Genomic DNA, 25,040 nt, shown 5'->3' with positions numbered 1-25,040 from the left:
TGACTAAAATTCCGAAGGGATTACCAACGGTAGTGTGCGAACGCCTTGTTGGCTTCGGCCATACGGTGAACGTCTTCACGTTTCTTAACTGCAGTACCTTTGTTGTCTGCAGCATCAGTGAGTTCGTTCGCCAGGCGCAGAGCCATGGATTTATCACCGCGTTTACGAGCAGCTTCAACGATCCAACGCATTGCCAGAGCATTACGACGAACCGGACGGACTTCAACTGGTACCTGATAAGTAGAACCGCCAACGCGGCGAGACTTAACTTCGACAGTCGGGCGCACGTTTTCGAGAGCGACTTCGAAAGCTTCCAGTTCAGATTTACCAGAGCGCTGAGCCAGGGTCTCCAGCGCGCTGTATACGATTGTTTCGGCAGTAGATTTTTTACCATCTACCATCAGGATATTGACAAATTTAGCCAGCAGTTCTGATCCGAACTTCGGATCCGGCAGAATTTTACGCTGACCAATGACGCGACGACGTGGCATGGAAATACTCCGTTGTTAATTCAGGATTGTCCAAAACTCTACGAGTTTAGTTTGACATTTAAGTTAAAACGTTTGGCCTTACTTAACGGAGAACCATTAAGCCTTAGGACGCTTCACGCCGTATTTGGAGCGAGCTTGCTTACGGTCTTTAACGCCGGAGCAGTCAAGCGCACCACGAACGGTGTGGTAACGAACACCCGGGAGGTCTTTAACACGACCGCCACGGATCAGGATCACGGAGTGCTCCTGCAGGTTGTGACCTTCACCACCGATGTAGGAAGTCACTTCGAAACCGTTAGTCAGACGAACACGGCATACTTTACGCAGTGCGGAGTTCGGTTTTTTAGGAGTGGTAGTATATACACGAGTACATACGCCACGTTTTTGCGGGCATGCTTCCAGCGCAGGCACGTTGCTTTTTGCAACTTTGCGAGCACGTGGTTTGCGTACCAGCTGGTTAACTGTTGCCATTAAATAGCTCCTGGTTTTAGCTTTTGCTTCGTAAACACGTAATAAAACGACCTCATACAATATGAGGACGCCGAATTTTAGGGCGGTGTCGAAAAGGTGTCAAGAAATATACAACGATCACACAATCACCAGGCCAACTGGCTGGTGTGCTGGATCGTCAGTCTGACGAAATCAGTATAGCTAACCCTGACGACGCTGTCTGAAATTTGACCACCCAGGCCGCGGGCGTCAATGTCTTCTTTCAGTGCGTATACCGTTATGGGGGCGTTGTGCAGCGTTTCAAGGAAGTGAGAGCCTTCTAGTGCAGCAATAACGCCATCCTGGAGTAATAACAGCGCGTCGCCTTCCGCGAGTAAACGCTGCAGGGATGTGAAATCGGACTGCCACGGGGAGCGGTGTAAGGTATGCAGCATACGAGCCTCAGAATCTCAGGATCACATCGTAATGGCTCAGCTCCCGACGCAGCGCTTCGGGCTCGAGCGCGGTGGCTTCCACCACAAACGCTGCGTCATCGCCAAGCCCACGCTCGCGCAGCGAGGCGGCGCACAGCCAGCATTGTTCGATATCGTACAATCCCAGCAGCTTAAAGGTGGCGATATAGTCACGCGCCAGCACGACATCAGGTTTTTGCCCGGCAAGGATCTGGAACACGCCGTCACCCACGAAGAAGACGCCGGGATCATCCGTTAAAGCAGAGGTCGCCAGCAACGCGTCTAACCCCTCGCGGCCCGATGCGCTGCCATGCGGCGCGGTGGAAAAAACAAAAGCCACGCGTTTCATCAGAACTGTACCATGCGATCGCACGTTAACGAGGCTTCCGCCAGCGCGCCGAGGCCGCTTAGCGTAAATCCCGGCTGAAGATTAGCGGAGAGCAACCCAAGGCGGCCCGCTTCGCTTTCATCAACCACGCCGCGACGCAGCGCCGCGGCCACGCAGATATTGAGGGCAACGCCATGCTGCGTGTGCAGTTGCCGCCAGGCGCGAACCAGGTCAAATTCATCGCTCGCCGGCGAGGTCAACTGGTTGGCGTTATATACGCCTTCACGATAAAAGAAGACGCTGCTTAGCGTGTGGCCTTCTTCCAGTAACGCCTGAGCGAACTGCAGCGCGCTGCTCGCCTGCTGGGTACCATATGCCGGACCGGTAACCATGATGGCAAAACGCATTACTTGTCTTGCCCCTGGAAGTCGCCGCTTTTGAACTGGCGAATATAGAGATACACGGTGTGCTTGGAGATATTGAGACGATCGGCGACCTGGTTGATCGCATCTTTAATATCAAAAATGCCTTTCTCGTATAGATTCAGAACGATCTGGCGATTCTTGGCGTTATTAGACACATTACGATCGGCGTTCACCTCTTCGATGGTAAATTCCAGCGTCTGGGTGACCAGATCTTCAACAGAAGAAGCGAAGTTGACGGACGATCCGACTTCCGGCGTTTCAGGCGGAATAAAGGTATTCATGATTTGCGAGAACGGTACATCAAGGTTCATGTTGATGCACAGCAGGCCAATCACGCGATGCTCGCGATTGCGAATAGCAATGGTCACGGACTTCATCAGGACGCCGCTTTTCGCACGGGTAAAGTAGCACTTCGACACGCTGCTGTCCGCACCGGTCATATCGTGCAGCATACGTAACGCAAGGTCGGTAATCGGCGAACCGATTTTACGCCCCGTGTGCTCGCCGTTGGCGATGCGAATGGCGGAGCATTTCAAATCCTGCAAAGAGTGCAAAACGATTTCACAGTGGGAACCAATGAGCATCGCTAACCCGTCCACCACCGCTTCGTAGGATTTCAGAATATCAAAGTCGGTTTGATCGAAAGGACGTTGATCCAGTAAATCAAGCTCACTGGTTTCGTTGGTTAAAAGCGACCTGGACATGAAAAAAAACACTCCTTTTCAGGAGCCTGTCGTTATGTTTTCAGGGCAGGCTCATTAATTATGTGGATGGTTAAATTAATACAGTGGAGGTTCCACTTTCCACAACTAATTATATCCGGCCTGCAATAAAAAAACCGCCGCTCTGTTCGGCGGCGGTTCTCAGTTTTTATTTTTTAGCAGCATCTGCGGCTTTTGCGTCAGCTTCTGCTGCGGCTTCTGGCTTCGCATCCGCCTTCGGCGCTGGTTTGATATCCAGCAGCTCTACGTCGAATACCAGCGTGGAGTTAGCCGGAATACCCGGGACGCCAGTTTTGCCGTATGCCAGCTCCGGTGGAATGACCAGCTTGATCTTACCGCCTTTCTTGATGTTTTTCAGGCCTTCGGTCCAGCCTGGGATCACGCCATCCAGACGGAAGGAGAGCGGCTCGCCACGGGTGTAGGAGTTGTCGAACTCTTTACCGTCGATCAGCGTGCCTTTGTAGTTAACAACGACGGTGTCGCTGTCTTTCGGCGCTTCGCCGGTACCCGCTTTCTCGACTTTATAAAGCAAGCCGGTAGAGGACGTTTTCACGCCTTTCTCTTTCGCAAACTTGTTACGATACTCTTTGCCCTTGGCTTCGTTTTCAGTCGCGTCTTTTTCCATCTTCGCCTGAGCGGAAGACTTCACGCGGGCTTCAAACGCCTGCAGCGTTTGTTCGATTTCCTGGTCAGTCAGCTTGCTCTTATCGGCAAACGCGTCCTGGACGCCCGCGATCAGTTGCTCTTTATCCAGTTTAATGCCCAGTTTTTCCTGTTCTTTCAGGGAGTTTTCCATATAACGACCCAGCGAAGCGCCCAGCGCATACGCTGATTTCTGATCGTCATTTTTAAACGCCGCTTTGCTGTCAGCAGCCGCAGCCGGTTTTGCCGCTTCAGCAGCGAAGGTCATCGGGGCATGCAGCGCAACGGCCATCGTGGTTGCCAGCAGCGTGGCTTTAAACAATGATTTCATCCATATCTCCAGGGCCGGGGCATCTCACCCCGAGGTTAGCTTCATTTAAGAAGCGTACTATAAAGCGTTGTTAAACAAATCAACATAAGGACATGCCTTATTCTCACTTCTTTTCAGACTCTTTTTGTTTAAATTAGTTTCGGCGCGGCGCAATCAGGGCTGCGCTCAACGACAGAATTCAGTAGAATCCGCCGCAACCCGGGATAATCAATGAGGTGAATCATGCAGGATACCACGCTGGAAACTCGTCTGGCCGAACTGGAAAGTCGCCTGGCTTTTCAGGAAATCACCATTGAAGAGCTCAACGTGACGGTCACCGCCCACGAAATGGAAATGGCCAAATTGCGCGATCATCTGCGTCTGCTGACCGAGAAACTGAAGGCCAGCCAGCCGTCCAATATCGCCTCCCAGGCGGAAGAAACGCCACCGCCTCATTATTGAGACGTAAAAAAAGCGGGTTATATTCTATACCCGCTTTTTTTGCGCTCCGTTCATGTACAGCGCGCTAAATACCCTATGAATTTCTCGTCACAGCAAGATCCAGCCGACCCTGCGTGGCTTGAAAGACGACGGGATTAGTGGCAACCGCAGCCGCCGTGACCTTTACCGCCGCCACCGCAGCAGCCTTCGCCACCGTGCTCGTGACCGTGGTCATGGCCGTGACCGCCGCAGCAGCCGTCGTGACCGTGGTCATGATCGTGGTCGTGACCGTGTGCGCCATGAACGTGACCATGAGCCAGTTCTTCTTCCGTCGCTTCGCGGATCGCTACCACTTCAACGTTGAATTTCAGGTTCTGACCCGCCAGCATGTGGTTACCGTCAACCACAACGTGGTCGTCTTCCACTTCGGTAATTTCTACCGGAACCGGACCCTGGTCGGTTTCCGCCAGGAAGCGCATGCCCACCTGCAGCTCGTCAACGCCCATGAAGACGTCTTTAGGTACGCGCTGTACCAGGTTTTCGTCATACTGACCGTAGGCGTCGTTCGCGCCAACAGCTACATCGAATTTGTCGCCAACTTCGTGACCTTCCAGGGCGGTTTCCAGACCAGAGATCAGAGAACCGTGACCGTGCAGGTAGTCCAGCGGCGCACTCACCGGAGACTCATCAACCAACACACCGTCTTCTGTACGTACCTGATAGGCCAGGCTGACCACCAGGTCTTTTGCTACTTTCATGATATCTCCTGAGCGTGGGAAAATTGCTGGCGCAGATTGTAGCGGAAATCTGCACCCGTGTACCCTTTAGCTTAAAAAAACTCGGGGCATATCGCTAGTCCGGATGAAAGATCCCGATCACTTGCTCCTCTTTGCGCACATGATCGCGCGCATCTTTATCCGCTTCCCGCATTTGGTGACCGCACTTAACACACTCAACAATATCGATATTATTCTCGCGCCACATGGCCAACGTGTCCTGCGCCTGGCAGGACGGGCATTTCGCCCCGGCAATAAAACGTTTACGGATTGTCATACTGAACCTCTATTCAAATTCATCCCAGCCGTCCAACTGACGTCGTTCCTGCTGCATCTCGCGCTGAAAAATCTCCTCCAGCTCGCGCCTGGCTTCTCTGGCGCGCGAAATTTGTAGGGTATCGGCATGCATCGGAATAAGCTCCCGCAGCATTCGCATATCCAGCCGTCGGAAATGCAACTGCGCCCGCTGCGCCTGGTGAGGGTGCATGCCCAGCGACACCAGCGTTTTACGCCCGAGTTCCAGCGCGCTGGAAAACGTTTCACGGGAAAACTGCGTTACCCCTGCCTGTAATAACTCATGTGCTTCCACACGTCCGCGCGCTCGCGCAAGAATATGCAAATGCGGGAAGTGTTGCTGACAGATCTCCACCAGCTTCATCGTATCTTCCGGATCGTTGCAGGTGATAACGATGGATTCTGCCGCCTCCGCGCCCGCAGAGCGCAGAAGATCCACCTGCGTCGCATCGCCGTAATAGACCTTGTAGCCATATTTTCGCATCAGGTTTACGGCGCTGATATCCCGTTCCAGAACGGTAATACGCATTTTATTCGCCATCAGCAAACGTCCAATCACCTGGCCGAAACGGCCAAACCCGACCACAATCACTTGCGGCTTATCGTCATCCACCCACGGTTTTTCGTCCTCTTCATCCGGGCCGTTAAACTGACGCGAGAGCCATTTGTCGATAAGTTTCATTAGCATGGGCGTGGTCATCATCGACAGCGTGACGGTAACCAGCAATAGCGCCATTTGATCGCCCTGAAAAAGCCGCTGCGACGAGGCTGTAGAAAACAGCACGAAGGCGAATTCTCCCCCCTGGCTCAGGACGCCGGCAAACTGCATTCTTTCCGAGCTGCGAAGACCGTAGAGCCGCGCCAACCCATAGAGCACCAACGTTTTTACCGCCACCAGCACCACCACGCTTGCCACAACCCACGGCAGATGGGTGTACAGCACGCCCAGGTTGAGCGACATGCCAACCGAGATAAAAAACAGGCCGAGCAACAGTCCCTTGAACGGATCAATGGCCGTTTCCAGCTCATGGCGATATTCGCTTTCCGCCAGCAGCACGCCCGCAATAAACGTGCCCAGCGCCATCGACAACCCCAGCGCGTCCATAAATAAGGCAGAACCCAGCACCAGCAGCAGCGTCGCGGCGGTAAACACTTCGCGTACGCCGGACGCGGCGATGAAGCGGAACACCGGGCGCAATAAGTAGCGCCCGCCAATCAACATCCCGGCGAAAGCAAGCACTTTCATGCCAATCTTCATCCAGTCGAAATGCTCGTCGGCGGAACCGGCGAGCAACGGCACCAGCGCCAGCGCCGGGATCACCGCCAGGTCCTGAAACAACAACACCGAGAAGCCAAGTTGCCCCGACTCGCTGCGATTCATCCCCTTCTCGCGCATCAGTTGTAGCGCCATCGCGGTCGAGGACATTGCCAGACCGATACCGCCAACCACCGCGGCTTGCCACGAAAAATCCGTCAACATCAATAGCCCGGCGAGCAGCGCCGCGCTGAGCAACACCTGCGCCGCCCCGACGCCAAAAATCGATCGCCGAAGCTGCCAGAGTTTCGCCGGGTTCAGCTCCAGCCCGATAATGAACATCAGGAATACGACGCCAAGCTCAGAGAAATGCAGAATCTCGTCAACGTCGCTAATGAATCCCAGACCCCATGGGCCAATGGCGATACCCGCAAGCAGATACCCTAATACCGCGCCGATGCCGAGCCGTGAAGCCAGCGGCACCGCCGCCACCGCCGCGAAGAGGAACAGCACGCCCGCCAGCAATAAATCGGAACCTTCCATCAGCGGCCTCCCACGGGAACAGGCTGGGTAAGCCAGTCGCCATATGCTTTCGCATGGCTTTCCAGCGCTTGCGCGCTCTGCCGCCTGGCCCAGTAAATAATGATCGGACTCATCCAGTGCATCCGGCACATACCCGCCGTCAGCTCAAAGGGCCGCAGGACGTCGCTCATCGGGTAACGATTCAGAGCGTCATAGCGATAGGCGCTCTCCGGTTCGCCAGTGGTAATCACGCTGCGCCAGTACTTTCCCGCGAGCTGGTTCCCCCCCGGACCGCTGGCAAAGCCGCGGCTTAACACCCGATCCAGCCACTCTTTCAACAGCGCCGGGCAACTATAGGTATACAGCGGATGCTGAAACACAATCACATCATGCTCACGCAAAAGAGCCTGCTCATGCGGAATATCAATAAAAAAATCAGGATAGTGCGCGTAGAGATCGTGCACCGTTACGTTACTGAGCTGCATAGCCGGCTTAAGCAGCACCCGGTTCGCCACCGAGTCCTGAGATTCCGGATGGGCATACAGCAGCAACACCTTTGCTGGCTGAGACATCATCCCCCTCCCGGTTTTATTTCTGTTTTTGTGTCGCGTTGTTGTTTTGGGCTACCATTGCGCCCCAGTGCGGCAGAATGCCAGCACACTACATTATCATAATGATAAATTAACATAGTCAGAACATACGGCGCCTTATGATTGTTTTCTCCTCGTTACAAATTCGTCGCGGCGTGCGCGTCTTGCTGGACAATGCCGCTGCCACTATCAATCCGGGCCAGAAGGTCGGCCTGGTGGGCAAGAACGGCTGCGGGAAATCTACCCTGCTGGCGTTGCTGAAAAATGAAATCAGCGCCGACGCCGGAAGTTTTAGCTATCCTGGCAACTGGCAGCTGGCGTGGGTGAATCAGGAAACCCCCGCCCTCGCCCAGCCAGCGCTGGAGTACGTTATTGACGGCGACCGCGAATACCGTCAACTGGAAGCCCAGTTGCACGACGCTAACGAACGTAACGACGGACACGCTATCGCCACCGTACACGGCAAGCTGGACGCCATTGACGCGTGGACCGTCCGCTCACGCGCCGCCAGTCTGCTGCATGGGCTGGGGTTCAGCAACGAACAGCTTGAACGTCCGGTCAGCGACTTCTCGGGCGGCTGGCGTATGCGCCTCAACCTGGCGCAGGCGCTGATCTGCCGCTCCGATCTGCTGCTGCTCGACGAACCGACTAACCACCTCGATCTTGATGCGGTTATCTGGCTGGAAAAATGGCTGAAAGGCTATCAGGGCACTCTGATTCTGATCTCCCATGACCGGGATTTTCTCGACCCGGTAGTGGACAAAATTATCCACATCGAACAGCAAAACCTGTTCGAGTACACCGGCAATTACAGCGCGTTTGAAATCCAGCGCGCCACCCGTCTGGCCCAGCAGCAAGCGATGTACGAAAGCCAGCAGGAGCGCGTGGCGCATCTGCAAAGCTATATTGACCGCTTCCGCGCCAAGGCGACCAAAGCCAAGCAGGCGCAAAGCCGAATCAAAATGTTGGAGCGCATGGAGCTGATCGCCCCTGCGCACGTGGATAACCCCTTCCACTTTAGCTTCCGCGCGCCGGAAAGCCTGCCAAACCCATTGCTGAAAATGGAAAAAGTGAGCGCGGGTTACGGCGAGCGCATCATACTCGACTCCATTAAGCTGAATCTGGTGCCTGGCTCGCGCATTGGCCTGCTTGGCCGCAACGGCGCCGGGAAGTCTACGCTTATCAAGTTGCTGGCGGGCGAGCTCGCGCCGGTCAGTGGCGAAATCGGCCTGGCGAAAGGCATTAAGCTTGGCTATTTCGCCCAGCATCAGCTGGAGTACCTGCGCGCTGACGAGTCACCGCTGCAACACCTGTCGCGCCTGGCGCCGCAGGAACTGGAGCAGAAACTGCGCGACTATCTCGGCGGCTTTGGCTTCCAGGGCGATAAGGTCACGGAAGAGACGCGGCGTTTCTCCGGCGGCGAAAAAGCCCGTCTGGTGTTGGCATTGATTGTCTGGCAGCGCCCGAACCTGTTGCTGCTTGATGAACCGACCAACCATCTCGATCTCGACATGCGTCAGGCGTTGACCGAAGCATTGATCGAATTCGAAGGCGCGCTGGTCGTCGTGTCGCACGACCGTCACCTGTTGCGTTCCACCACCGACGATCTCTACCTGGTCCACGACCGTAAAGTCGAACCGTTTGACGGCGACCTGGAAGATTATCAGCAGTGGCTGAGCGAGGTGCAGAAACAGGAAAACCAGCCTGCTGAAGCGCCCAAAGAGAACGCGAACAGTGCGCAAGCGCGTAAAGATCAGAAGCGTCGTGAAGCCGAGCTGCGTACGCAGACCCAGCCGCTGCGCAAAGAGATCGCCCGTCTGGAAAAAGAGATGGAAAAACTGAACGCGCAGTTAGCGCAGGCGGAAGAAAAGCTGGGCGACAGTGAACTGTACGACCAGAGCCGTAAAGCAGAACTGACCGAGTGCCTGCAACAACAGGCCAGCGCCAAAGCCGGGCTGGAAGCATGCGAAATAGCCTGGCTGGACGCGCAAGAGCAGCTTGAGCAAATGCTGGCCGACTAACCACAGGAAACCACCATGACGCCGCTCATCACCAACGATATTACTTTCCGCAAGCTCAGCATCTTCATGACGTTTATGGAGAAAGGGAATATTGCCCGCACGGCGGAAGCGCTGGATATCAGTGGGGTGAGCGTGCATCGCGCGTTACATACGCTGGAAGAAAATGTCCGTTGTCCGCTGTTTGTGCATAAAGGTCGCAACCTGATCCCGCAACCGGCGGCCTGGACACTGCTGGAATATTGTCAGGAAGTCACTCAGCTTATGGCGCGAGGGCTGGAGGAAGCGCGTAAAACGGCGGGTGTCGGCCAGGGGCGCTTACGCGTCGGCACACTTTACTCGCTGACCCTGGAGACCGTTCCGCATCTGATCATGGGCATGAAGCTACGGCGTCCCGACCTCGAACTGGATCTGACGATGGGGTCGAACGAAGCGCTGCTTGCGATGCTGGAAGAAGGTACGCTGGATGCGATCCTGATTTCTATTTCGGAAAGTGAAATCGATCGCAATAGTCTGGAAGTGCTGCCGCTGTTTCATGACGACATCTATCTCGCCGCACCGTCAACGGCCACACTGGACAGCTCCTCGCCTGCCGATCTGCGCGATTACCGGGAACAGAAGTTTGTTTCTCTGGCGGAAGGCTTCGCCACCTATGCCGGCTTTCAGGAAGCCTTTCATATCGCCGGATTTGAACCGGAGATCGTGACCCGCGTGAATGACATTTTCTCGATGCTCAGTCTGGTGCAGGCGGGTGTCGGCTTTACCCTGATGCCGGGACGCATGAAGAAGATGTATGAGAATTCCGTACAGCTACTGAAGCTGGCGCAACCCTACCAGATGCAGCAGCTTATCGCGATTGTCTTCGCCCGCAACCGCGAGCGCGACCCGAATCTGCTGGCGCTCGCCGCTGAAGGACGAATGTACGCGCGCAGTCTGCAGGCTGGCGTTTGATTGCCAGTTAGCCTGAGGCCAATACATCCTGTAAGCAGGAGAAGCATCGCGCCAGCAGGCAACAATCACAACAACTGTACCCGCCGCGCCAGATGCACCGCCACGTCCACGCCGCTGCGCTCCAGCGAAATCGACTCCCCTTCCCACGCCGCCTGACGCGTCAGGCAGGTCAGCACGCCGCCGGGCGGCATCTCAATGGCTAACCGCGCCTCGCGTTCGTTCGCGGCAATGACCGCTTCCCGCCAGCGCACGGTGCGCGCCATGTTCATCGCCAGATCGTCGGCAATTCTTTCCGGCTGCCAGAGCACGCGCCCGGTGCTGCCGCTCAGATACGCGCAGCGCGGGCGTGCAAGTGTGACCGAGTTAAACGCCGCCGCCAGCTTCTGCGCCGGTTCCGCCAGCAGCTCGCAGTGCGACGGCACGCTCACGGCCAGCCGCTTTGCTTTGCTCGCGCCTTTTTCCAGAGCGCGTTTTGCCACCTGCGCCATCCCTTCATCGGATCCGGCAATGACAATCTGCGTTTCGGCATTCAGGTTAGCAATGTACGTTCCGCTACCCGCGATAAGCTGTTCCACCTGCGGCAGGGTTAAGCCCATGATTGCCGTCAGGCCGTAGCCGTGCGGCCAGGCCTGTTCCATCAGGTCGCCGCGCAGCGCCACCAGCGTCAGCGCGTCCGTAAATTCCAGCGCGCCCGCCGCCACCGCCGCGGGATAAGCGCCAATCGATAAACCGCTAACGATGTCAGGCGACACGCCGCGTCGCTCCAGCTCGCGCGCCCAGGACACGCCGGCAATTAACAACGAAAGCTGCACCGCGCGGGTGTGGGTTAACGAGGCTGCGCTGTCCAGCGTATCGACTTCCTTCCCCAGCACCTGACGTGCCTGTTCCAGCTCCGTTCCCGGCAGGTTTTGCAACATACCTTCATGCTGCGTGCCCTGACCCGGAAAGGTAAACAGTATTTTCATCACTCCTCCCTGCGCCATGGATCTGCCACCAGGCGTGGCCCACGGCGGGTTTTCAGCAGCGTTTTACCGTCGCGTAGCCACTCCGCCAGCGCGAATCCGCCTTCCGGCGTATCCACCTGCGTATCCGCCCGGCATAGCGCGCGGCTGAGCTGAAGCTGCCAGCCAGCAAATGCGTCAGGGGCAACGGCGTGCGGAGCGCGGATCAGCAGGTCGAGATCGCTGTCGGCATGGATCACCGGAATACCGGTCGCCAGCGCGTAGCCGGTGCTGCCGGTGATGCCCCACGTCCACGGCCACGACTGCTGAGCAAGCTGAAGCGCCACCTGTACCGGCGGCTGGGTGACAAACGGCGAACGCAGCAGTTCGGCGGTGGCGCACAGCTCTTCAGGCGACACCACGCGTAGCACATTCTCAGGCTGCACCCATCCGGCTGCCCGCTGGTCGCGGCGCAGTCCGCGCACGCCAACGGGAATACGGCCTTCGTTATCCACATCACGCCGTACCACCACCGGCAGGCCGGTATGCCAGGCTGATTCAGCCCAGGATTCGGTAATACCTTCCAGCGCGTCGCGCGAGGTAAGCCAGATAAGGTCGTGGGGGCGTAATGTTGTGGTCATAATTACATTCCTGACGTCAGCGAGATAAACAGCGGCAGCGACAGGATACACAGTACGGAGCTTAACAGCAGCACGGCTTCTGCATCCGGCGACTGCACGCCAAAGCGGTTACCGAACACCACGCCGAAGAAGCCCGCGGACAGCGCAATCATCAGGATAGCGGTGATCGCCACGGAGCCGTGCAGACCGAAGATTAAAACGATACCCCAGGCAATCGCCGGCTGGATCAGCAGCTTGGCGACGGTGGAGGTGATCACGATGGTGTTGATCTGGAGCTTACGGGCAGAGAGGATCACGCCGGTCAGGAACAGCGCCGCAGCGGTCGCGGACAGCCCCAGCGGTTTAATCGCCGCCAGCACCAGTTCCGGCATTTTGATGCCGATAGCGGACAGGATCACACCCAGCAGCGGGCCCATCACGATCGGTTTTTTAATGGAGCGCCACATCAGCACCGGCAGCATGGAGAGCGTTGAGCCGGAGTTATTGCCCTCGGCGCGCGCTTTTTCACGCTCCAGAATCAGCAGGCAGAACGGGGTCATCAGCACGGAACCACAGGCGATAGAGACCGCCACGGACAGTGAGGTGGAAGAACTTTCGCCCAGCACGCTGCCCAGAATCGGCAGGCCAAGCGCCGCATAGTTTGGCAGGGCGACGGTGAGCGTCAACACGGCCGCATCCTGCGGCGATTTTTTGAATACGCCGGTAGCAAGGAAATAGATCGCCGCGTAGGTGATCCACATCGCCAGCGTCAGTACCACAATCAGTGGCGACTGCGCCACGATACCCGCCCAGGGCGTCTGTACCGTCGCGCTGAACAGCGCCGCAGGTAATGCGAAATCCATGACGAAGATGTTGAGCAGGGAAACATTCTTGTTATCAACCATTTTGGCCTTCCCGGCCCAGAACCCCAGCAACATGATGATAAATATCGGTGCAAGAGCATGAACAATCACGTAAGTCATAAATCACCTGTAATGAAGAAAAAAGTTAGCACGGACGCGATGATTATTATTTTTCGGATGTAGCGGCCCGCGCGGGCGCAGCGCGTGCGCCCACGGAGCCGAACATTCGGCAGGTCTTAATTACTTACCAGCTGGCTCGCATACGTTCGCGTACGAGCGCCGAGCTGCGGCGGTTGTCAGCACCCAGACGGCTTTTCAGCGAGGTGTCCTGACGCGCGTCACTGATGGCCTGTTGCAGGGTGGTTTTCACCTGCGTCAGATCGTTATCGGATGGGGCATCCGGGTTGCTGATGTCCAGCAGGTCGGAAAGCAGCCCCAGCGTGGCGTAGTTGCTGATGTCATACGCCATGGGCGGAATGGTTGCCGCCAGTTTTTCCAGCGCGTCAACGGTACGCAGCGTAATGCGCGCCGCAGACTCTTTGCCCATCGCGTGGATCAGTACGCCTTTATCGTTAAAGGCAATCAGACGGTTAGCCTGGTAGCCGTGCGCCAGAAACGCGCCTGACATTGCCTTACCGACGATAAGACCAATCACCGGATGACCCGCCAGACGCGCGTTGGCGTAGGCGGCAGCGGCTCCCGCCAGCGCCTGGTGGATACCAAACGCCTCTTCGCGACGGCCATAGGCCTGGCTTGGGACGTCGATTACCGCCACTATCGGGCGCTTCACGGCTTTATCAGCATCCGCCGCGACGGTTTCGCTGACCACTTTTGCCAGCGTCCAGCCTTCCAGCAGACCGACTTCCCCTTTCGCCGCGCGCGGGAAGTGGTTGTTGGCATCCGGCACCACGGCGACAAAACGCACCGTATCACCGTTCAACTCACCGTCTGCCGCCTGCACGGACGGGCACAGCCCCTCGATACGTTTGGCGTTCGGGGCGAGCGTTTCCAGCCAGCGTTCGCCACGGCTTATTGCGTTACTCATCATTTCACCTCCCGGGCAAAAAGCGCGTTAATCTGTTCGGCATCGGCCTGTTTGCGGGTGTCGAAATTCGTCAGACGGTTCAGGTAATCGTCATAGTTATCGGTGCGATGTTTCGCCGGTACGCCTTTCGCGATGGCCTCGTTCATCGCGGCTTTCACCGCGTTCACGCCGTCGCCTACCAGCGCATCCACCAGCCCGCTTTCATAGCGTACTTCGCCGCCGGTCATGCTCCAGATAAACGGACGGTCGCGCGAGTCGTACTCTTCAACGCCTGCTTCCTGCTCGATAACCTGCGGGCCGTTGAGGCCGAGACGCGCTTCGCGGGTCACAATCAGGTAGCTGCACAGCGCCGCGGCGATAGACATCCCGCCGAAGCAGCCCACGGTTCCGGCCACGATCCCGACGACCGGGGTATAACGACGCAGGTCAACGATCGCGGCGTGGATATCGGCAATCGCCGCCAGGCCAAGGTTCGCTTCCTGCAGGCGTACGCCGCCGGTTTCGAGGCACAGTACCGCCTGCGTCGGAATGCCGTTGCGGTTATCTTCCGCCGCCAGCTCCAGCGCCGCCGCCATTTTGGCGCCGGAGACTTCGCCCATGCTGCCGCCCTGGAAGGTCCCTTCAATCGCCACGACTACCGCTGGCTGGCCGTTGATGGTCCCTTTCGCGACCACCATGCCGTCATCGGCCTGCGGCACAATGCCCTGTGGCCCAAGCCAAGGAGAGATAATGCCTTCAAACGGATCCAGCAGTTCGCGGTAGCTGCCCTCGTCGAGCAGCGCCTGCGCACGCTGGCGCGCTTTTAATTCGATAAAGCTGCTGTCATCACGCATGGCTCACCCCTTCAAACACCTGTTCAATACGAATGCGCGCCACGCCCGGCGTCGCGCCGAAGTCGTGGATGGTCAGTTTGCCTGCGGGCAGGCTGCTGACGGTTTCCAGGCGGCTGAACAACGCCTCCCAGCGTCCGCGGCTGTTGTCGACGGAGGTGGTGATATCAACGGTCAAGGTCTGGCCCGGTTCGGCGGTGAACAGCACCTCCATATCCCCGGAGCCGACGACGCCTGCCAGCGCCCTGCCGCTGACTTCGCGGCGGGCGGGCACGGTCAATGTAATTTTTTCCATAACATCCTCTTAATGCTTTGAATATGGCGTTTCGACGCGATCGAGAAACAGCGTGGCCGCAAGCAGGTCTGCGGCGCCGCCCGGTGAGGCGTTAAGCGTCAGCATCTGGCGGTCTAACTGCGCCAGCGCCTGCTGCCCCGCGAGGGTTGCGCATCCTCCGGCGTTCAGCACCGCCCGGGCGCCATTCTGCATGGCGTCAAGCCCCTCCATTCCGGCGCGCGACAGCACGCAGGTATCGGTGAGCGAGGTCATGATTGCCATCAGCGCGTCGAGTCTGGCGTTTGTTTCGCTGCTGCCGTTAAGACGGCTCAGGCGAAGCTGCGGTAGCGCGCGCTGCATGATGTGCGGAAACGCCTGCTGCGCCTCTTCACGCGCGCCGGGCACGCGGTAGCGGTGCGTGGCGCGTAACCCCTTGCTGAACACCTTCGGCGCCGCGTCGTCCGGGAGTTTTGCCAGCCGGGCGGCGGTGTTCGCGACGGCCTGCGCGCTGGCATCACCGCCCAGCATCGCCACCGCGCTCACCAGCAGCCCCAGCGCCCAGATCGCGCCACGGTGGGTGTTCACGCCGTCGGTAGCGGCCATCATCTGCCGCTCTCCGTCGCGACCGAGTCGCCCTATGGTTTGCCTGAGGGCAATATCCGCCGGACGCTGCCAGCTTTGCTGCGCCAGCGCCTGAAACGTGGGAGTCAGGCTGTGCGCGGAGCGCTCCATCAGCGCAAGCGATAAATCGTGGTGCGCGCCGTTCCCCCGACTGTCCACCAGACCGGGTTTCGGGCTTAAACGTGCTTCGTCAATCAGACACTGCGTGGCGGTTCGCGCCAGCCATTCGGCACCGCCTTCAACCTGGATCCGGGGCAGAAGTTTCATTACCAGCTCCGGAATTTCGCAGGTGGGTTGTACAGGCCGCCGGACCACTCAACGAGGTCGGCCACGCTGCCCGCCGCCAGCAGAGAGCGGGTGGCATCGGTGCGGCGAATCCCCATATCTTCCGGATAGACCACTTTGCCGCTCTGGCGCAGTTCCGCCACGCGTTTGGCATCCACGCCCAGACCGATATCGGTGATACCCGCCACGGCGGCGACCATGGCGCGACGCTCTTCCAGATCTTTCGCCCGGTAGAGGTAAGCAATCCCCTCTTCCGTCAGCACGTGGGTCACGTCATCGCCGTAAATCATGACCGGCGCCAGCGGCATGCCGGAGGCTTTCGCGACGTCAACGGCGTCGAGTTTTTCCACGAAGGTGGGTTTAACGCCCGCCTGGAAGGTTTCCACCATCTGCACGACCAGTTTTTTACCGCGCTGCATTGGGTCAGGCTCGGTGATCATATTCAGCCAGGCCGGCGTGGCGTGGCGGCGACCGTGCGGATCGTGGCCCATGTTTGGCGCGCCGCCGAAGCCGGAGAGGCGACCGCGGGTGACGGTTGAGGAGTTAGCGTAGCCATCAACCTGCAGCGTAGAGCCGATAAACATATCGACCGCGTACTGGCCTGCCAGCTGGCAGAAGGCGCGGTTAGACCGCATGGAGCCGTCGGCACCGGTAAAGAACACGTCCGGACGGGCGCGAATGTACTCTTCCATCCCCAGCTCACCGCCGAAGCAGTGTACGCTCTCCACCCAGCCGCTTTCGATTGCCGGGATCAGCGTCGGATGCGGGTTCAGCGTCCAGTGTTTACAGATTTTGCCCTTCAGGCCGAGCTGTTCGCCGTAGGTTGGCAGCAGCAGCTCAATCGCCGCGGTGTTAAAGCCAATCCCGTGGTTGAGGGACTGCACCTGATGTTCCGCGTAGATGCCTTTAATCGCCATCATCGCCATCAGGATGTGTTCCTGTTTAATCAGGCGCGGGTCGCGGGTGAAGAGCGGCTCAATGAAGAACGGCTTGTCGGCCACCACCACGTAATCGATCCACGAGCCCGGAATATCGACGCGCGGCAGATCACACTCGTCGTCCACCAGCTCGTTCACCTGTGCGATGACGATGCCGTCATGGAACGCGGCGGCTTCCACCAGCGCCGGGGTATCTTCGGTACTCGCCCCGGTATAGAGGTTACCTTTACGGTCCGCTTTAAACCCGGCAATCAGCGCCACGTTTGGCGCCAGGTCAACATACAGGCGGGAGTAAAGTTCGATGTAGGTGTGAATCGCACCGATTTCGAGCTGGCCATCTTCCAGCAGCTGCGAAATGCGCAGGCTTTGCGTACCGGAGAAGGAAAAATCCAGCTTGCGGGCGATGCCTTTCTCAAAGATATCCAGATGTTCGCTGCGGCCCACGCTTGGCATGATCATGTGCAGGTCGTGCACTTTTTCGGGATTCACTTCAGCCAGCATGCGGGACAGGAAATCTGCCTGCTTCTGGTTATTGCCTTCTAATACCACGCGGTCACCCGGCGCGATCAGTTTTTCCAGCATCGCGGTCAGGTCTGCGGTAGGCAGTACCTTGCCCTGCACCGGTACGGAAGCCAGACGCCGCTGCTTCTCAGTGCGGCGGGTATTCCAGACGCGTGCGGGTGTTTGCCCAGATAACATTATTAACCTCCTGATTCAGCTAATCATTTTGATTGCTTAACACGCTAATGAGTGTGCGCTCTGGTGAGAAAGTCATCAATTAAGCGTAGAGAGGGATCGTTAGCCTGAGAGTAATAATTGAAGTAACAATTTGTGATGAGGATCAACTACTCCATTCCAGACGCCATCCTGAGCTACGCATTTTTCATAAACACAACAGGCAAGTGGCGGTATAGTAGACGGCTGATAATGAGAGACCATCGCAGCCGTTATGAGCCAAATAACTTCGTCAGACCTTCAACTCACCGCCGTAAACTCGCGTGAATTTCGCCCAATGCGTGGTATTCGTAACCGCCATTTGCAGACCATGCTGCCGCGCCTGATCCGCCGCAAAGTGAATTTTGCCCCCCACTGGCAGCGGCTGGAGTTACCTGACGGTGACTTTGTCGATCTGGCCTGGAGTGAAGATCCGGCGTCCGCGAAACACAAACCTCGTCTGGTCGTCTTTCACGGTCTGGAAGGCAGTCTGAACAGCCCGTATGCCCATGGCCTGATTGAAGCGGCGCAAAAACGCGGCTGGCTTGGGGTGGTAATGCATTTTCGCGGCTGCAGCGGCGAGCCAAACCGCATGAACCGTATTTATCACTCTGGCGAAACCGAAGACGGCGCCTGGTTTCTACACTGGCTGCGTCGCGAATTTGGTCACGCGCCAACCGCGGCGGTGGGCTATTCGCTGGGGGGCAATATGCTGGCCTGCCTGCTGGCAAAAGAAGGGAAAAACATCCCGATAGAGGCTGCGGTGATTGTTTCCGCCCCCTTCGTGCTGGAAGCGTGCAGTTACCATATGGATAAAGGCTTTTCCCGCGTTTATCAGCGTTATCTGCTCAATTTGCTGAAGGCGAACGCGTCGCGCAAACTGGCGGCGTATCCGGGCTCCCTGCCAGTCGATCTTGCGCAGTTGAAATCCCTGCGCCGCATTCGCGAGTTTGACGATCTCATCACCGCCAAAATTCACGGTTTTGCCGACGCTATCGACTATTATCGTCAGTGTAGCGCGATGCCGTTACTCAACCGGATCGCCATCCCGACGCTGATCATCCACGCCAAAGACGATCCGTTTATGGATCATCACGTGATCCCCAAAGCCGACGATTTGCCGCCGCAGGTGGAGTATCAGCTAACGGAACATGGCGGGCACGTTGGGTTTATCGGCGGCACGCTGCGTCGCCCTGAGATGTGGCTGGAGGCGCGTATTCCCGACTGGCTGACAATGTATCTGGAGGTACCAAGATGATGATCCCCTGGCAGGAGCTCTCTCCCGAGACGCTGGACAACTTAATCGAAAGCTTTGTGTTGCGCGAAGGCACCGATTATGGTGAACATGAACGTTCACTTGAGCAAAAGGTCGCCGACGTTAAACGTCAGTTGCAGTGCGGAGAAGCGGTTCTGGTCTGGTCTGAATTGCACGAAACGGTCAACATCATGCCGCGTAAACAGTTCCGCGAATAAGCCTGTATCCTCGGCCGACTATAATAAAAAACCTAACCTACTCATGGAGTTGTTATGTCTGCCAAACATCCGGTGATTGCGGTAACAGGATCCAGCGGCGCGGGGACCACCACCACCAGCCTCGCGTTCCGTAAAATTTTTGCCCAGCTCAACCTGCGCGCGGCCGAGGTGGAAGGCGACAGTTTTCATCGTTATACCCGCCCGGAAATGGACATGGCGATCCGCAAGGCGCGCGATGCCGGACGGCATATCAGCTATTTCGGCCCCGAAGCCAATGACTTCGGCCTGCTGGAACAGACCTTCATTGAATACGGGCAGACGGGCAAAGGCCAGTCGCGCAAATATCTGCATACCTACGACGAAGCCGTACCCTGGAATCAGGTGCCTGGCACCTTCACGCCCTGGCAGCCGCTGCCGGAGCCGACCGACATCCTGTTTTATGAAGGGCTGCACGGCGGCGTGGTGACGCCACAGCATGAGGTGGCGCGCCATGTGGATTTGCTGGTGGGGGTTGTGCCCATCGTCAACCTGGAGTGGATCCAGAAACTGATCCGTGACACCAGCGAGCGTGGACATTCCCGCGAGGCGGTGATGGACTCCGTGGTGCGCTCAATGGACGATTACATCAACTACATCACGCCACAGTTTTCCCGTACCCACATCAACTTCCAGCGGGTCCCGACGGTGGATACCTCAAACCCATTCGCCGCACGCGGCATTCCCTCGCTTGATGAGAGTTTTGTGGTGATACATTTCCGCAATCTCGAAGGCATCGATTTCCCCTGGCTGCTGGCGATGCTGCAAGGTTCGTTTATTTCTCACATCAATACGCTGGTGGTACCGGGCGGCAAAATGGGCCTGGCGATGGAACTGATCATGCTGCCGCTGGTACAGCGCCTGATGGAAGGCAAGAAGATCGAATAAGCCTCAATGGCGGCTGGCCCGATTGTGCCATAAGGCAGTCGAGCGCAGCGCCATCAGGTAAAAATTATCAGGCGGCAATGACTTCATACGAGTGGGTAATATTCACCGCTTTTTCCAGCATCAGCGCCACGGAACAATACTTTTCGGCGGAAAGATCCACCGCCCGCGCCACCGCGGCGTCTTTTAAATCATGCCCCGTCACGATGAAATGCAGATTGATGTGGGTAAACAGGCGCGGCGCTTCTTCACGACGCTCGGAGGTCAGTTTTACTTCGCAATTGGTCACATCCTGACGTCCTTTTTGCAGAATGGAGACCACGTCGATAGCGCTACAGCCGCCCGCGGCCATTAACACCATTTCCATCGGGCTGGGCGCTTTATCTCCCGAATTGCCGTCCATCAGGATCTGGTGTCCGGAAGCTGACTCGCCCAGGAAGGTTAACCCTTCAACCCATTTCACACGCGCTTGCATATTTTTTTACTCCAGTGCGTCAATTTTCCTGACAGATTACGCGTACATAACAATTCTCGCAACGGAAGGCGACCTGCGTCATGCTGAAGCGAGACACCAGGAGACACACGGCTAAAGCTATGCTAAAACAGTCAGGATGCTACAGTAATACATTGACGTACTGCATGTATGCAGAGGACTTCACATTAAAGGCTGCTGTCCGTTATTGACAGCCTCTTCCCAGGAAGCGGGAAGCACATTTTTGCAACCCCAGAGACAGCGCCGTTTTCTGGCTCTGGAGACAGCTTATAACAGAGGATAATCGCGCATGGTGCTTGGCAAACCGCAAACAGACCCGACTCTCGAATGGTTCTTGTCTCATTGCCACATTCATAAGTACCCGTCGAAGAGCACGCTAATTCACCAGGGTGAAAAAGCAGAAACGTTGTACTACATCGTTAAAGGCTCTGTGGCAGTGTTGATTAAAGATGAGGAAGGTAAAGAAATGATCCTTTCTTATCTGAATCAGGGTGATTTTATTGGCGAACTGGGCCTGTTTGAAGAAGGCCAGGAACGTAGCGCATGGGTACGTGCTAAAACTGCATGTGAAGTGGCTGAAATTTCCTACAAGAAATTCCGCCAGTTGATCCAGGTGAACCCGGATATTCTGATGCGTCTCTCTTCCCAGATGGCTCGCCGCCTGCAGGTCACATCAGAGAAAGTCGGTAACCTGGCCTTCCTTGACGTGACCGGTCGTATCGCCCAGACGCTGTTGAACCTGGCGAAACAACCCGATGCAATGACCCACCCGGACGGTATGCAGATCAAAATTACCCGCCAGGAGATTGGCCAGATCGTTGGCTGCTCTCGCGAAACCGTTGGTCGTATCCTGAAGATGCTGGAAGATCAAAACCTGATCTCCGCGCACGGTAAGACCATCGTCGTTTACGGCACTCGTTAATCCCGTCGGAAATGGCGCGTTACCTGGTAGCGCGCTATTTTTGTTTTCCCGATGTGGCGCAGACTGATTTATCACCCTGAGATCAACTACGCACTACGTCAGACGCTGGTGCTCTGTTTGCCCGTGGCCGTCGGCCTGCTGATAGGCCAACTGCATCTGGGCCTGCTTTTCTCCCTCGTTCCCGCCTGCTGTAACATTGCCGGGCTTGATACGCCGCACAAGCGCTTCTTCAAGCGTCTGGTCATTGGCGCCTCGCTGTTTGCCGGGTGTAGCCTGGCGATGCAACTGTTGTTGGCGCAGGCGGTACCGTTACCGCTGATTCTGACCGGGTTGACGCTGCTCCTCGGCGTCACCGCGGAGTTAAGCTCGCTTCACGCCCGTCTGCTTCCCGCTTCGCTGATCGCCGCAATTTTTACCCTCAGTCTGGCGGGAAATATGCCAGTGTGGGAGCCGCTGCTGATCTATGCGCTGGGGACATTGTGGTATGGACTGTTTAACTGGTTCTGGTTCTGGTTGTGGCGCGAACAGCCGCTGCGCGAATCGCTAAGCCTGCTGTATCGCGAACTGGCAGATTACTGCGAAGCGAAATACAGCATGCTGACCCAGCACACCGATCCGGAAAAAGCCCTACCGCCGCTGTTGGTGCGCCAGCAGAAAGCGGTTGACCTGATCACCCAGTGCTACCAGCAAATGCATATGCTGTCGGCGCATCACAATAACGATTACAAACGGATGCTGCGCGCCTTCCAGGAAGCGCTGGATCTGCAAGAACATATCTCGGTCAGCCTGCACCAGCCGGAAGAGGTGCAAAAACTGGTCGAGCGCAGCCACGCCGAACAGGTGATCCGCTGGAACGCGCAAACCGTCGCCACGCGTCTGAGGGTGTTGGCGGATGACATTCTGTACCATCGCCTGCCCACGCGCTTCACCATGCAGAAGCAAATCGGCGCGCTGGAAAAGATCGCCAATCAACATCCGGATAACCCCGTCGGGCAGTTTTGCTACTGGCATTTCAGCCGTATAGCCCGCGTGCTTCGCACCCAGCGTCCGCTCTATGCGCGCGATCTGATGGCGGATAAACAGCGGCGGCTTCCGCTGCTACCGGCGCTGAAAAGCTATCTGTCGCTGAAGTCTCCGGCGCTGCGCAACGCCGGACGCATTAGCGTCATGCTGAGTATCGCCAGCCTGATGGGTACCGCGCTGCACCTGCCGAAGCCGTACTGGATCCTGATGACGGTACTGTTCGTGACGCAAAATGGCTACGGCGCAACGCGCGTACGCATTCTGCACCGTTCGGCCGGAACGCTGGCGGGACTTATCGTCGCGGGCGTGACGCTGCACTTTCATATCCCCGAAGGGTATACGCTGCTTTTAATGCTCTTCGTCACCCTGGTGAGCTATCTGATTATCCGCAAAAACTACGGCTGGGCGACGGTGGGGTTTACCGTCACGGCGGTGTACACCCTGCAACTGTTAACCCTGAACGGCGAACAATTTATCATTCCGCGGTTTGTCGATACGATCATCGGCTGTCTGATCGCCTTCGGCGGCACCGTCTGGCTGTGGCCGCAGTGGCAAAGCGGTCTGTTGCGCAAAAATGCCCACGACGCGCTGGAGGCGGACCAGGAGGCGATCCGCCTGATCCTCAGCGACGATCCGCAGGCGACGCCGCTGGCATACCAACGAATGCGCGTCAACCAGGCCCACAACACGCTGTTTAACTCGCTGAATCAGGCCATGCAGGAACCGGGATTTAATACGCATTATCTGGAAGATATGAAGCTGTGGGTCACCCACAGCCAGTTCATTGTCGAGCATATCAACGCGATGACCACCCTGGCGCGAGAACATACAATGCTGACACCTGATCTGGCCCAACGATATCTGCAATCGTGTGAAATTGCGCTCCAGCGTTGTCAGCAGCGGCTGGAATATGACGGGCCGGGCAGCTCTGGGGATGTAAATATTCTTGAGGCGCCAGAGATGCTCTCCCACGGGCCATTGAGCACGCTGGAACAGCATCTCCAGCGTGTGCTGGGGCATTTAAATACCATGCATACCATTTCGTCGGTGGCCTGGCGCCAGCGACCGCACCACGGGATCTGGCTCAGCCGCCGGTTGCGCGATATGAAAGGCTGACGCTCTATGCGGCCTATTCGCTTACGACTTTCGCGACGGCTTGCGCGAAACGCTGCATTCCTTCGTCGATATCCGCCTCTTCCACCACCAGCGAGGGAGCAAAACGCATCACCTCAGGGCCAGCGTTGAGCACCATCACCCCCGCCTCCGCTGCCGCATACAGGAAATCACGCGCGCGCCCCTTATACTGCGGCTTCAGTTCGGCGCCAATCAACAGGCCCATGCCGCGAATGTCGCTGAAAACGTCAAAGCGTTCATCGATCTGTTGCAGATGCTGAACAAATCTCTGCCGCTTCGTCTGCACCCCACTTAACACGGCTGGCGTACTGATGATATCGAACGCCGCCTCCGCAACCGCACAGGCCAACGGGTTACCGCCATAGGTAGAACCATGCGAGCCCACGTGAAATGCCGAAGCGATATCCTGGGTGGTCAGTACCGCACTTACCGGAAAACCGCCGCCCAACGCCTTCGCGCTGGTCAGAATGTCCGGCGTCACGCCATAGTGCATATAAGCGAACAGATCGCCGGTGCGTCCCATGCCGCTTTGTACTTCATCAAACACCAGCAGCGCCTGATGCTCGTCGCACAGCTTGCGCAGGCCTTGCAGGAATTCCGGCGTCGCCGCCAGCACGCCGCCTTCGCCCTGTACCGGCTCGACCACTACTGCGCAGGTGTGATCGTCCATCACCGCGCTGACGGCATGGAGATCGTTAAAGGGCACGTGAATGATATCGGCCGGTTTTGGGCCGAAACCATCGGAATACTTCGGCTGACCGCCCACGGAAACGGTAAACAACGAACGACCGTGGAACGCATTATGGAAGGCGATAATTTTGGTTTTGAAGGGGCTATGGCGGACGCATGCATAATGACGCGCCAGTTTAAACGCCGTTTCGTTGGCTTCCGTCCCGGAGTTCATGAACAGCACGCGCTCGGCAAAGGTGGCGGCGATAAGTTTCCGTCCCAGACGCAGCGCCGGTTCGTTGGTGAATACGTTACTGGTATGCCAGAGCGTTTCGCCCTGCGCTTTCAGCGCTTCCACCAGCGACGGGTGGCAATGACCGAGCGCGGTAACCGCAATCCCTCCGGCAAAATCGACATAGTCTTTGCCCTGCTGGTCCCAGACCCGGCTGCCTTTACCTTTCACCGGGATAAAGTCCGCCGGTGCATAAACTGGCAGAATGACTTCATCGAAAGTTGCGCGAGTTACTGCCGTTTGTTCAGTTGCCATCTCATGCCCATCCACTTATGCAAAAAACAATGTGAAATAATAATCACAAAATATGCATAA

At 57.1% G+C, this 25,040-nt stretch carries 29 protein-coding genes; 8 read left to right on the top strand and 21 right to left on the bottom strand.

Annotated elements, in window-relative coordinates:
- Positions 1-20 precede the first annotated feature (20 nt).
- The 7 genes from rpsG to fkpA all read right to left on the bottom strand — a co-directional run bounded on the left by rpsG (position 21) and on the right by fkpA (position 3,841).
- Positions 21-491, bottom strand: a complete 471-nt coding sequence (gene rpsG, locus JY391_RS02170; protein ID WP_002920113.1) for a 30S ribosomal protein S7 — start codon at positions 489-491, stop codon at positions 21-23.
- Between the two features lie 96 nt (positions 492-587).
- The gene (rpsL, locus tag JY391_RS02165; RefSeq protein WP_000246815.1) at positions 588-962 is read right to left on the bottom strand and encodes a 30S ribosomal protein S12; all 375 of its coding nucleotides are present in this window, start codon (positions 960-962) and stop codon (positions 588-590) included.
- Positions 963-1,087: 125 nt separating this feature from the next.
- Positions 1,088-1,375 carry a sulfurtransferase complex subunit TusB gene (gene tusB, locus JY391_RS02160; RefSeq protein WP_211935169.1) on the bottom strand — a complete coding sequence of 96 codons (288 nt, stop codon included), beginning with the start codon at positions 1,373-1,375 and terminating at the stop codon, positions 1,088-1,090.
- Positions 1,376-1,382: 7 nt separating this feature from the next.
- Entirely contained in the window at positions 1,383-1,742 is a 360-nt protein-coding gene (gene tusC, locus JY391_RS02155) for a sulfurtransferase complex subunit TusC (protein WP_042286238.1), read from the bottom strand.
- On the bottom strand, positions 1,742-2,128 hold the full coding sequence (tusD, locus tag JY391_RS02150; RefSeq protein ID WP_042286241.1) for a sulfurtransferase complex subunit TusD: 387 nt from the start codon (positions 2,126-2,128) through the stop codon (positions 1,742-1,744). The genes tusC and tusD overlap by 1 nt, the downstream gene beginning before the upstream one ends.
- On the bottom strand, positions 2,128-2,850 hold the full coding sequence (locus tag JY391_RS02145) for a helix-turn-helix transcriptional regulator (protein ID WP_042286247.1): 723 nt from the start codon (positions 2,848-2,850) through the stop codon (positions 2,128-2,130). Before JY391_RS02145 ends, tusD begins: the two co-directional genes overlap by 1 nt.
- Before the next feature lie 166 nt (positions 2,851-3,016).
- Positions 3,017-3,841 (bottom strand): FKBP-type peptidyl-prolyl cis-trans isomerase, encoded by an 825-nt coding sequence (gene fkpA / locus JY391_RS02140; protein WP_042286250.1) that lies wholly within the window; start codon positions 3,839-3,841, stop codon positions 3,017-3,019.
- A gap of 222 nt (positions 3,842-4,063) precedes the next feature.
- Between fkpA and JY391_RS02135 the strand changes: the two genes are divergently transcribed.
- Entirely contained in the window at positions 4,064-4,282 is a 219-nt protein-coding gene (locus JY391_RS02135; RefSeq protein ID WP_042286253.1) for a protein SlyX, read from the top strand.
- Positions 4,283-4,416: 134 nt separating this feature from the next.
- Here the strand turns inward: JY391_RS02135 and slyD are convergent, their stop codons facing one another.
- The 4 genes from slyD to kefG all read right to left on the bottom strand — a co-directional run bounded on the left by slyD (position 4,417) and on the right by kefG (position 7,680).
- A complete protein-coding gene (gene slyD, locus JY391_RS02130; RefSeq protein ID WP_042286257.1) occupies positions 4,417-5,019 on the bottom strand; it encodes a peptidylprolyl isomerase in 603 nt (200 codons plus the stop codon).
- A 94-nt stretch (positions 5,020-5,113) separates the two neighbouring features.
- On the bottom strand, positions 5,114-5,314 hold the full coding sequence (locus JY391_RS02125) for a YheV family putative zinc ribbon protein (RefSeq protein ID WP_042286259.1): 201 nt from the start codon (positions 5,312-5,314) through the stop codon (positions 5,114-5,116).
- A gap of 9 nt (positions 5,315-5,323) precedes the next feature.
- On the bottom strand, positions 5,324-7,129 hold the full coding sequence (gene kefB, locus JY391_RS02120; protein ID WP_042286262.1) for a glutathione-regulated potassium-efflux system protein KefB: 1,806 nt from the start codon (positions 7,127-7,129) through the stop codon (positions 5,324-5,326).
- Positions 7,129-7,680, bottom strand: a complete 552-nt coding sequence (gene kefG, locus JY391_RS02115) for a glutathione-regulated potassium-efflux system ancillary protein KefG (protein WP_211935768.1) — start codon at positions 7,678-7,680, stop codon at positions 7,129-7,131. The genes kefB and kefG overlap by 1 nt, the downstream gene beginning before the upstream one ends.
- 137 nt (positions 7,681-7,817) lie before the next feature.
- Here kefG and JY391_RS02110 point away from each other — a divergent pair, with 137 nt between their 5' ends.
- Together JY391_RS02110 and JY391_RS02105 are read left to right on the top strand one after the other, a co-directional pair.
- Positions 7,818-9,719 (top strand): ABC transporter ATP-binding protein, encoded by a 1,902-nt coding sequence (locus JY391_RS02110; protein WP_211935168.1) that lies wholly within the window; start codon positions 7,818-7,820, stop codon positions 9,717-9,719.
- A 15-nt stretch (positions 9,720-9,734) separates the two neighbouring features.
- The gene (locus tag JY391_RS02105) at positions 9,735-10,667 is read left to right on the top strand and encodes a LysR family transcriptional regulator (protein WP_211935167.1); all 933 of its coding nucleotides are present in this window, start codon (positions 9,735-9,737) and stop codon (positions 10,665-10,667) included.
- Between the two features lie 65 nt (positions 10,668-10,732).
- Here the strand turns inward: JY391_RS02105 and mdcH are convergent, their stop codons facing one another.
- From mdcH to mdcA, 8 genes are all read right to left on the bottom strand, one after another.
- Positions 10,733-11,632, bottom strand: a complete 900-nt coding sequence (gene mdcH / locus JY391_RS02100) for a malonate decarboxylase subunit epsilon (RefSeq protein ID WP_211935166.1) — start codon at positions 11,630-11,632, stop codon at positions 10,733-10,735.
- Positions 11,632-12,249, bottom strand: a complete 618-nt coding sequence (locus tag JY391_RS02095; protein ID WP_211935165.1) for a malonate decarboxylase holo-ACP synthase — start codon at positions 12,247-12,249, stop codon at positions 11,632-11,634. Before JY391_RS02095 ends, mdcH begins: the two co-directional genes overlap by 1 nt.
- Before the next feature lie 2 nt (positions 12,250-12,251).
- Positions 12,252-13,211: an AEC family transporter gene (locus tag JY391_RS02090; protein WP_211935164.1), complete on the bottom strand. Its 960-nt coding sequence runs from the start codon at positions 13,209-13,211 to the stop codon at positions 12,252-12,254.
- Between the two features lie 124 nt (positions 13,212-13,335).
- Positions 13,336-14,136 (bottom strand): biotin-independent malonate decarboxylase subunit gamma, encoded by an 801-nt coding sequence (gene mdcE / locus JY391_RS02085; RefSeq protein WP_211935767.1) that lies wholly within the window; start codon positions 14,134-14,136, stop codon positions 13,336-13,338.
- Positions 14,136-14,969 carry a biotin-independent malonate decarboxylase subunit beta gene (locus tag JY391_RS02080; protein WP_211935163.1) on the bottom strand — a complete coding sequence of 278 codons (834 nt, stop codon included), beginning with the start codon at positions 14,967-14,969 and terminating at the stop codon, positions 14,136-14,138. Before JY391_RS02080 ends, mdcE begins: the two co-directional genes overlap by 1 nt.
- A complete protein-coding gene (gene mdcC / locus JY391_RS02075) occupies positions 14,962-15,261 on the bottom strand; it encodes a malonate decarboxylase acyl carrier protein (protein WP_042286285.1) in 300 nt (99 codons plus the stop codon). Before mdcC ends, JY391_RS02080 begins: the two co-directional genes overlap by 8 nt.
- Positions 15,262-15,270: 9 nt before the next feature.
- Positions 15,271-16,128, bottom strand: a complete 858-nt coding sequence (locus JY391_RS02070) for a triphosphoribosyl-dephospho-CoA synthase (RefSeq protein ID WP_205612543.1) — start codon at positions 16,126-16,128, stop codon at positions 15,271-15,273.
- Positions 16,128-17,783, bottom strand: coding sequence for a malonate decarboxylase subunit alpha (mdcA, locus tag JY391_RS02065; protein WP_211935162.1), 1,656 nt, complete (start codon positions 17,781-17,783; stop codon positions 16,128-16,130). The genes JY391_RS02070 and mdcA overlap by 1 nt, the downstream gene beginning before the upstream one ends.
- A gap of 250 nt (positions 17,784-18,033) precedes the next feature.
- Here mdcA and JY391_RS02060 point away from each other — a divergent pair, with 250 nt between their 5' ends.
- Genes JY391_RS02060 through JY391_RS02050 form a run of 3 tightly spaced genes read left to right on the top strand, consistent with a single transcriptional unit; the run spans position 18,034 to position 20,195 of the window.
- Positions 18,034-19,056 (top strand): hydrolase, encoded by a 1,023-nt coding sequence (locus JY391_RS02060; protein ID WP_211935161.1) that lies wholly within the window; start codon positions 18,034-18,036, stop codon positions 19,054-19,056.
- Positions 19,053-19,271 carry a YheU family protein gene (locus tag JY391_RS02055; protein ID WP_042286296.1) on the top strand — a complete coding sequence of 73 codons (219 nt, stop codon included), beginning with the start codon at positions 19,053-19,055 and terminating at the stop codon, positions 19,269-19,271. The genes JY391_RS02060 and JY391_RS02055 overlap by 4 nt, the downstream gene beginning before the upstream one ends.
- A gap of 54 nt (positions 19,272-19,325) precedes the next feature.
- Positions 19,326-20,195 (top strand): phosphoribulokinase, encoded by an 870-nt coding sequence (locus JY391_RS02050; protein WP_211935160.1) that lies wholly within the window; start codon positions 19,326-19,328, stop codon positions 20,193-20,195.
- A 67-nt stretch (positions 20,196-20,262) separates the two neighbouring features.
- Here the strand turns inward: JY391_RS02050 and JY391_RS02045 are convergent, their stop codons facing one another.
- Entirely contained in the window at positions 20,263-20,667 is a 405-nt protein-coding gene (locus tag JY391_RS02045; protein WP_042286302.1) for an OsmC family protein, read from the bottom strand.
- Between the two features lie 307 nt (positions 20,668-20,974).
- Between JY391_RS02045 and crp the strand changes: the two genes are divergently transcribed.
- Positions 20,975-21,607: a cAMP-activated global transcriptional regulator CRP gene (gene crp, locus JY391_RS02040; protein ID WP_000242758.1), complete on the top strand. Its 633-nt coding sequence runs from the start codon at positions 20,975-20,977 to the stop codon at positions 21,605-21,607.
- 51 nt (positions 21,608-21,658) lie between these two features.
- Positions 21,659-23,746, top strand: coding sequence for a YccS/YhfK family putative transporter (locus JY391_RS02035; protein WP_042286307.1), 2,088 nt, complete (start codon positions 21,659-21,661; stop codon positions 23,744-23,746).
- Between the two features lie 13 nt (positions 23,747-23,759).
- Here the strand turns inward: JY391_RS02035 and argD are convergent, their stop codons facing one another.
- Entirely contained in the window at positions 23,760-24,980 is a 1,221-nt protein-coding gene (argD, locus tag JY391_RS02030; RefSeq protein WP_060571198.1) for a bifunctional acetylornithine/succinyldiaminopimelate transaminase, read from the bottom strand.
- Positions 24,981-25,040: the final 60 nt, after the last annotated feature.

This window comes from Citrobacter sedlakii, from assembly GCF_018128425.1.
Taxonomy (GTDB): domain Bacteria; phylum Pseudomonadota; class Gammaproteobacteria; order Enterobacterales; family Enterobacteriaceae; genus Citrobacter_A; species Citrobacter_A sedlakii.
This window is presented reverse-complemented; position numbering and strand designations above follow the sequence as displayed.

Coding starts and splice junctions, on each gene's coding strand:
- rpsG (WP_002920113.1), bottom strand. CDS start 491: ATGCCACGTCGTCGCGTCATTGGTCAGCGTAAAATTCTGCCGGATCCG.
- rpsL (WP_000246815.1), bottom strand. CDS start 962: ATGGCAACAGTTAACCAGCTGGTACGCAAACCACGTGCTCGCAAAGTT.
- tusB (WP_211935169.1), bottom strand. CDS start 1,375: ATGCTGCATACCTTACACCGCTCCCCGTGGCAGTCCGATTTCACATCC.
- tusC (WP_042286238.1), bottom strand. CDS start 1,742: ATGAAACGCGTGGCTTTTGTTTTTTCCACCGCGCCGCATGGCAGCGCA.
- tusD (WP_042286241.1), bottom strand. CDS start 2,128: ATGCGTTTTGCCATCATGGTTACCGGTCCGGCATATGGTACCCAGCAG.
- JY391_RS02145 (WP_042286247.1), bottom strand. CDS start 2,850: ATGTCCAGGTCGCTTTTAACCAACGAAACCAGTGAGCTTGATTTACTG.
- fkpA (WP_042286250.1), bottom strand. CDS start 3,841: ATGAAATCATTGTTTAAAGCCACGCTGCTGGCAACCACGATGGCCGTT.
- JY391_RS02135 (WP_042286253.1), top strand. CDS start 4,064: ATGCAGGATACCACGCTGGAAACTCGTCTGGCCGAACTGGAAAGTCGC.
- slyD (WP_042286257.1), bottom strand. CDS start 5,019: ATGAAAGTAGCAAAAGACCTGGTGGTCAGCCTGGCCTATCAGGTACGT.
- JY391_RS02125 (WP_042286259.1), bottom strand. CDS start 5,314: ATGACAATCCGTAAACGTTTTATTGCCGGGGCGAAATGCCCGTCCTGC.
- kefB (WP_042286262.1), bottom strand. CDS start 7,129: ATGGAAGGTTCCGATTTATTGCTGGCGGGCGTGCTGTTCCTCTTCGCG.
- kefG (WP_211935768.1), bottom strand. CDS start 7,680: ATGTCTCAGCCAGCAAAGGTGTTGCTGCTGTATGCCCATCCGGAATCT.
- JY391_RS02110 (WP_211935168.1), top strand. CDS start 7,818: ATGATTGTTTTCTCCTCGTTACAAATTCGTCGCGGCGTGCGCGTCTTG.
- JY391_RS02105 (WP_211935167.1), top strand. CDS start 9,735: ATGACGCCGCTCATCACCAACGATATTACTTTCCGCAAGCTCAGCATC.
- mdcH (WP_211935166.1), bottom strand. CDS start 11,632: ATGAAAATACTGTTTACCTTTCCGGGTCAGGGCACGCAGCATGAAGGT.
- JY391_RS02095 (WP_211935165.1), bottom strand. CDS start 12,249: ATGACCACAACATTACGCCCCCACGACCTTATCTGGCTTACCTCGCGC.
- JY391_RS02090 (WP_211935164.1), bottom strand. CDS start 13,211: ATGACTTACGTGATTGTTCATGCTCTTGCACCGATATTTATCATCATG.
- mdcE (WP_211935767.1), bottom strand. CDS start 14,136: ATGAGTAACGCAATAAGCCGTGGCGAACGCTGGCTGGAAACGCTCGCC.
- JY391_RS02080 (WP_211935163.1), bottom strand. CDS start 14,969: ATGCGTGATGACAGCAGCTTTATCGAATTAAAAGCGCGCCAGCGTGCG.
- mdcC (WP_042286285.1), bottom strand. CDS start 15,261: ATGGAAAAAATTACATTGACCGTGCCCGCCCGCCGCGAAGTCAGCGGC.
- JY391_RS02070 (WP_205612543.1), bottom strand. CDS start 16,128: ATGAAACTTCTGCCCCGGATCCAGGTTGAAGGCGGTGCCGAATGGCTG.
- mdcA (WP_211935162.1), bottom strand. CDS start 17,783: ATGTTATCTGGGCAAACACCCGCACGCGTCTGGAATACCCGCCGCACT.
- JY391_RS02060 (WP_211935161.1), top strand. CDS start 18,034: ATGAGCCAAATAACTTCGTCAGACCTTCAACTCACCGCCGTAAACTCG.
- JY391_RS02055 (WP_042286296.1), top strand. CDS start 19,053: ATGATGATCCCCTGGCAGGAGCTCTCTCCCGAGACGCTGGACAACTTA.
- JY391_RS02050 (WP_211935160.1), top strand. CDS start 19,326: ATGTCTGCCAAACATCCGGTGATTGCGGTAACAGGATCCAGCGGCGCG.
- JY391_RS02045 (WP_042286302.1), bottom strand. CDS start 20,667: ATGCAAGCGCGTGTGAAATGGGTTGAAGGGTTAACCTTCCTGGGCGAG.
- crp (WP_000242758.1), top strand. CDS start 20,975: ATGGTGCTTGGCAAACCGCAAACAGACCCGACTCTCGAATGGTTCTTG.
- JY391_RS02035 (WP_042286307.1), top strand. CDS start 21,659: ATGTGGCGCAGACTGATTTATCACCCTGAGATCAACTACGCACTACGT.
- argD (WP_060571198.1), bottom strand. CDS start 24,980: ATGGCAACTGAACAAACGGCAGTAACTCGCGCAACTTTCGATGAAGTC.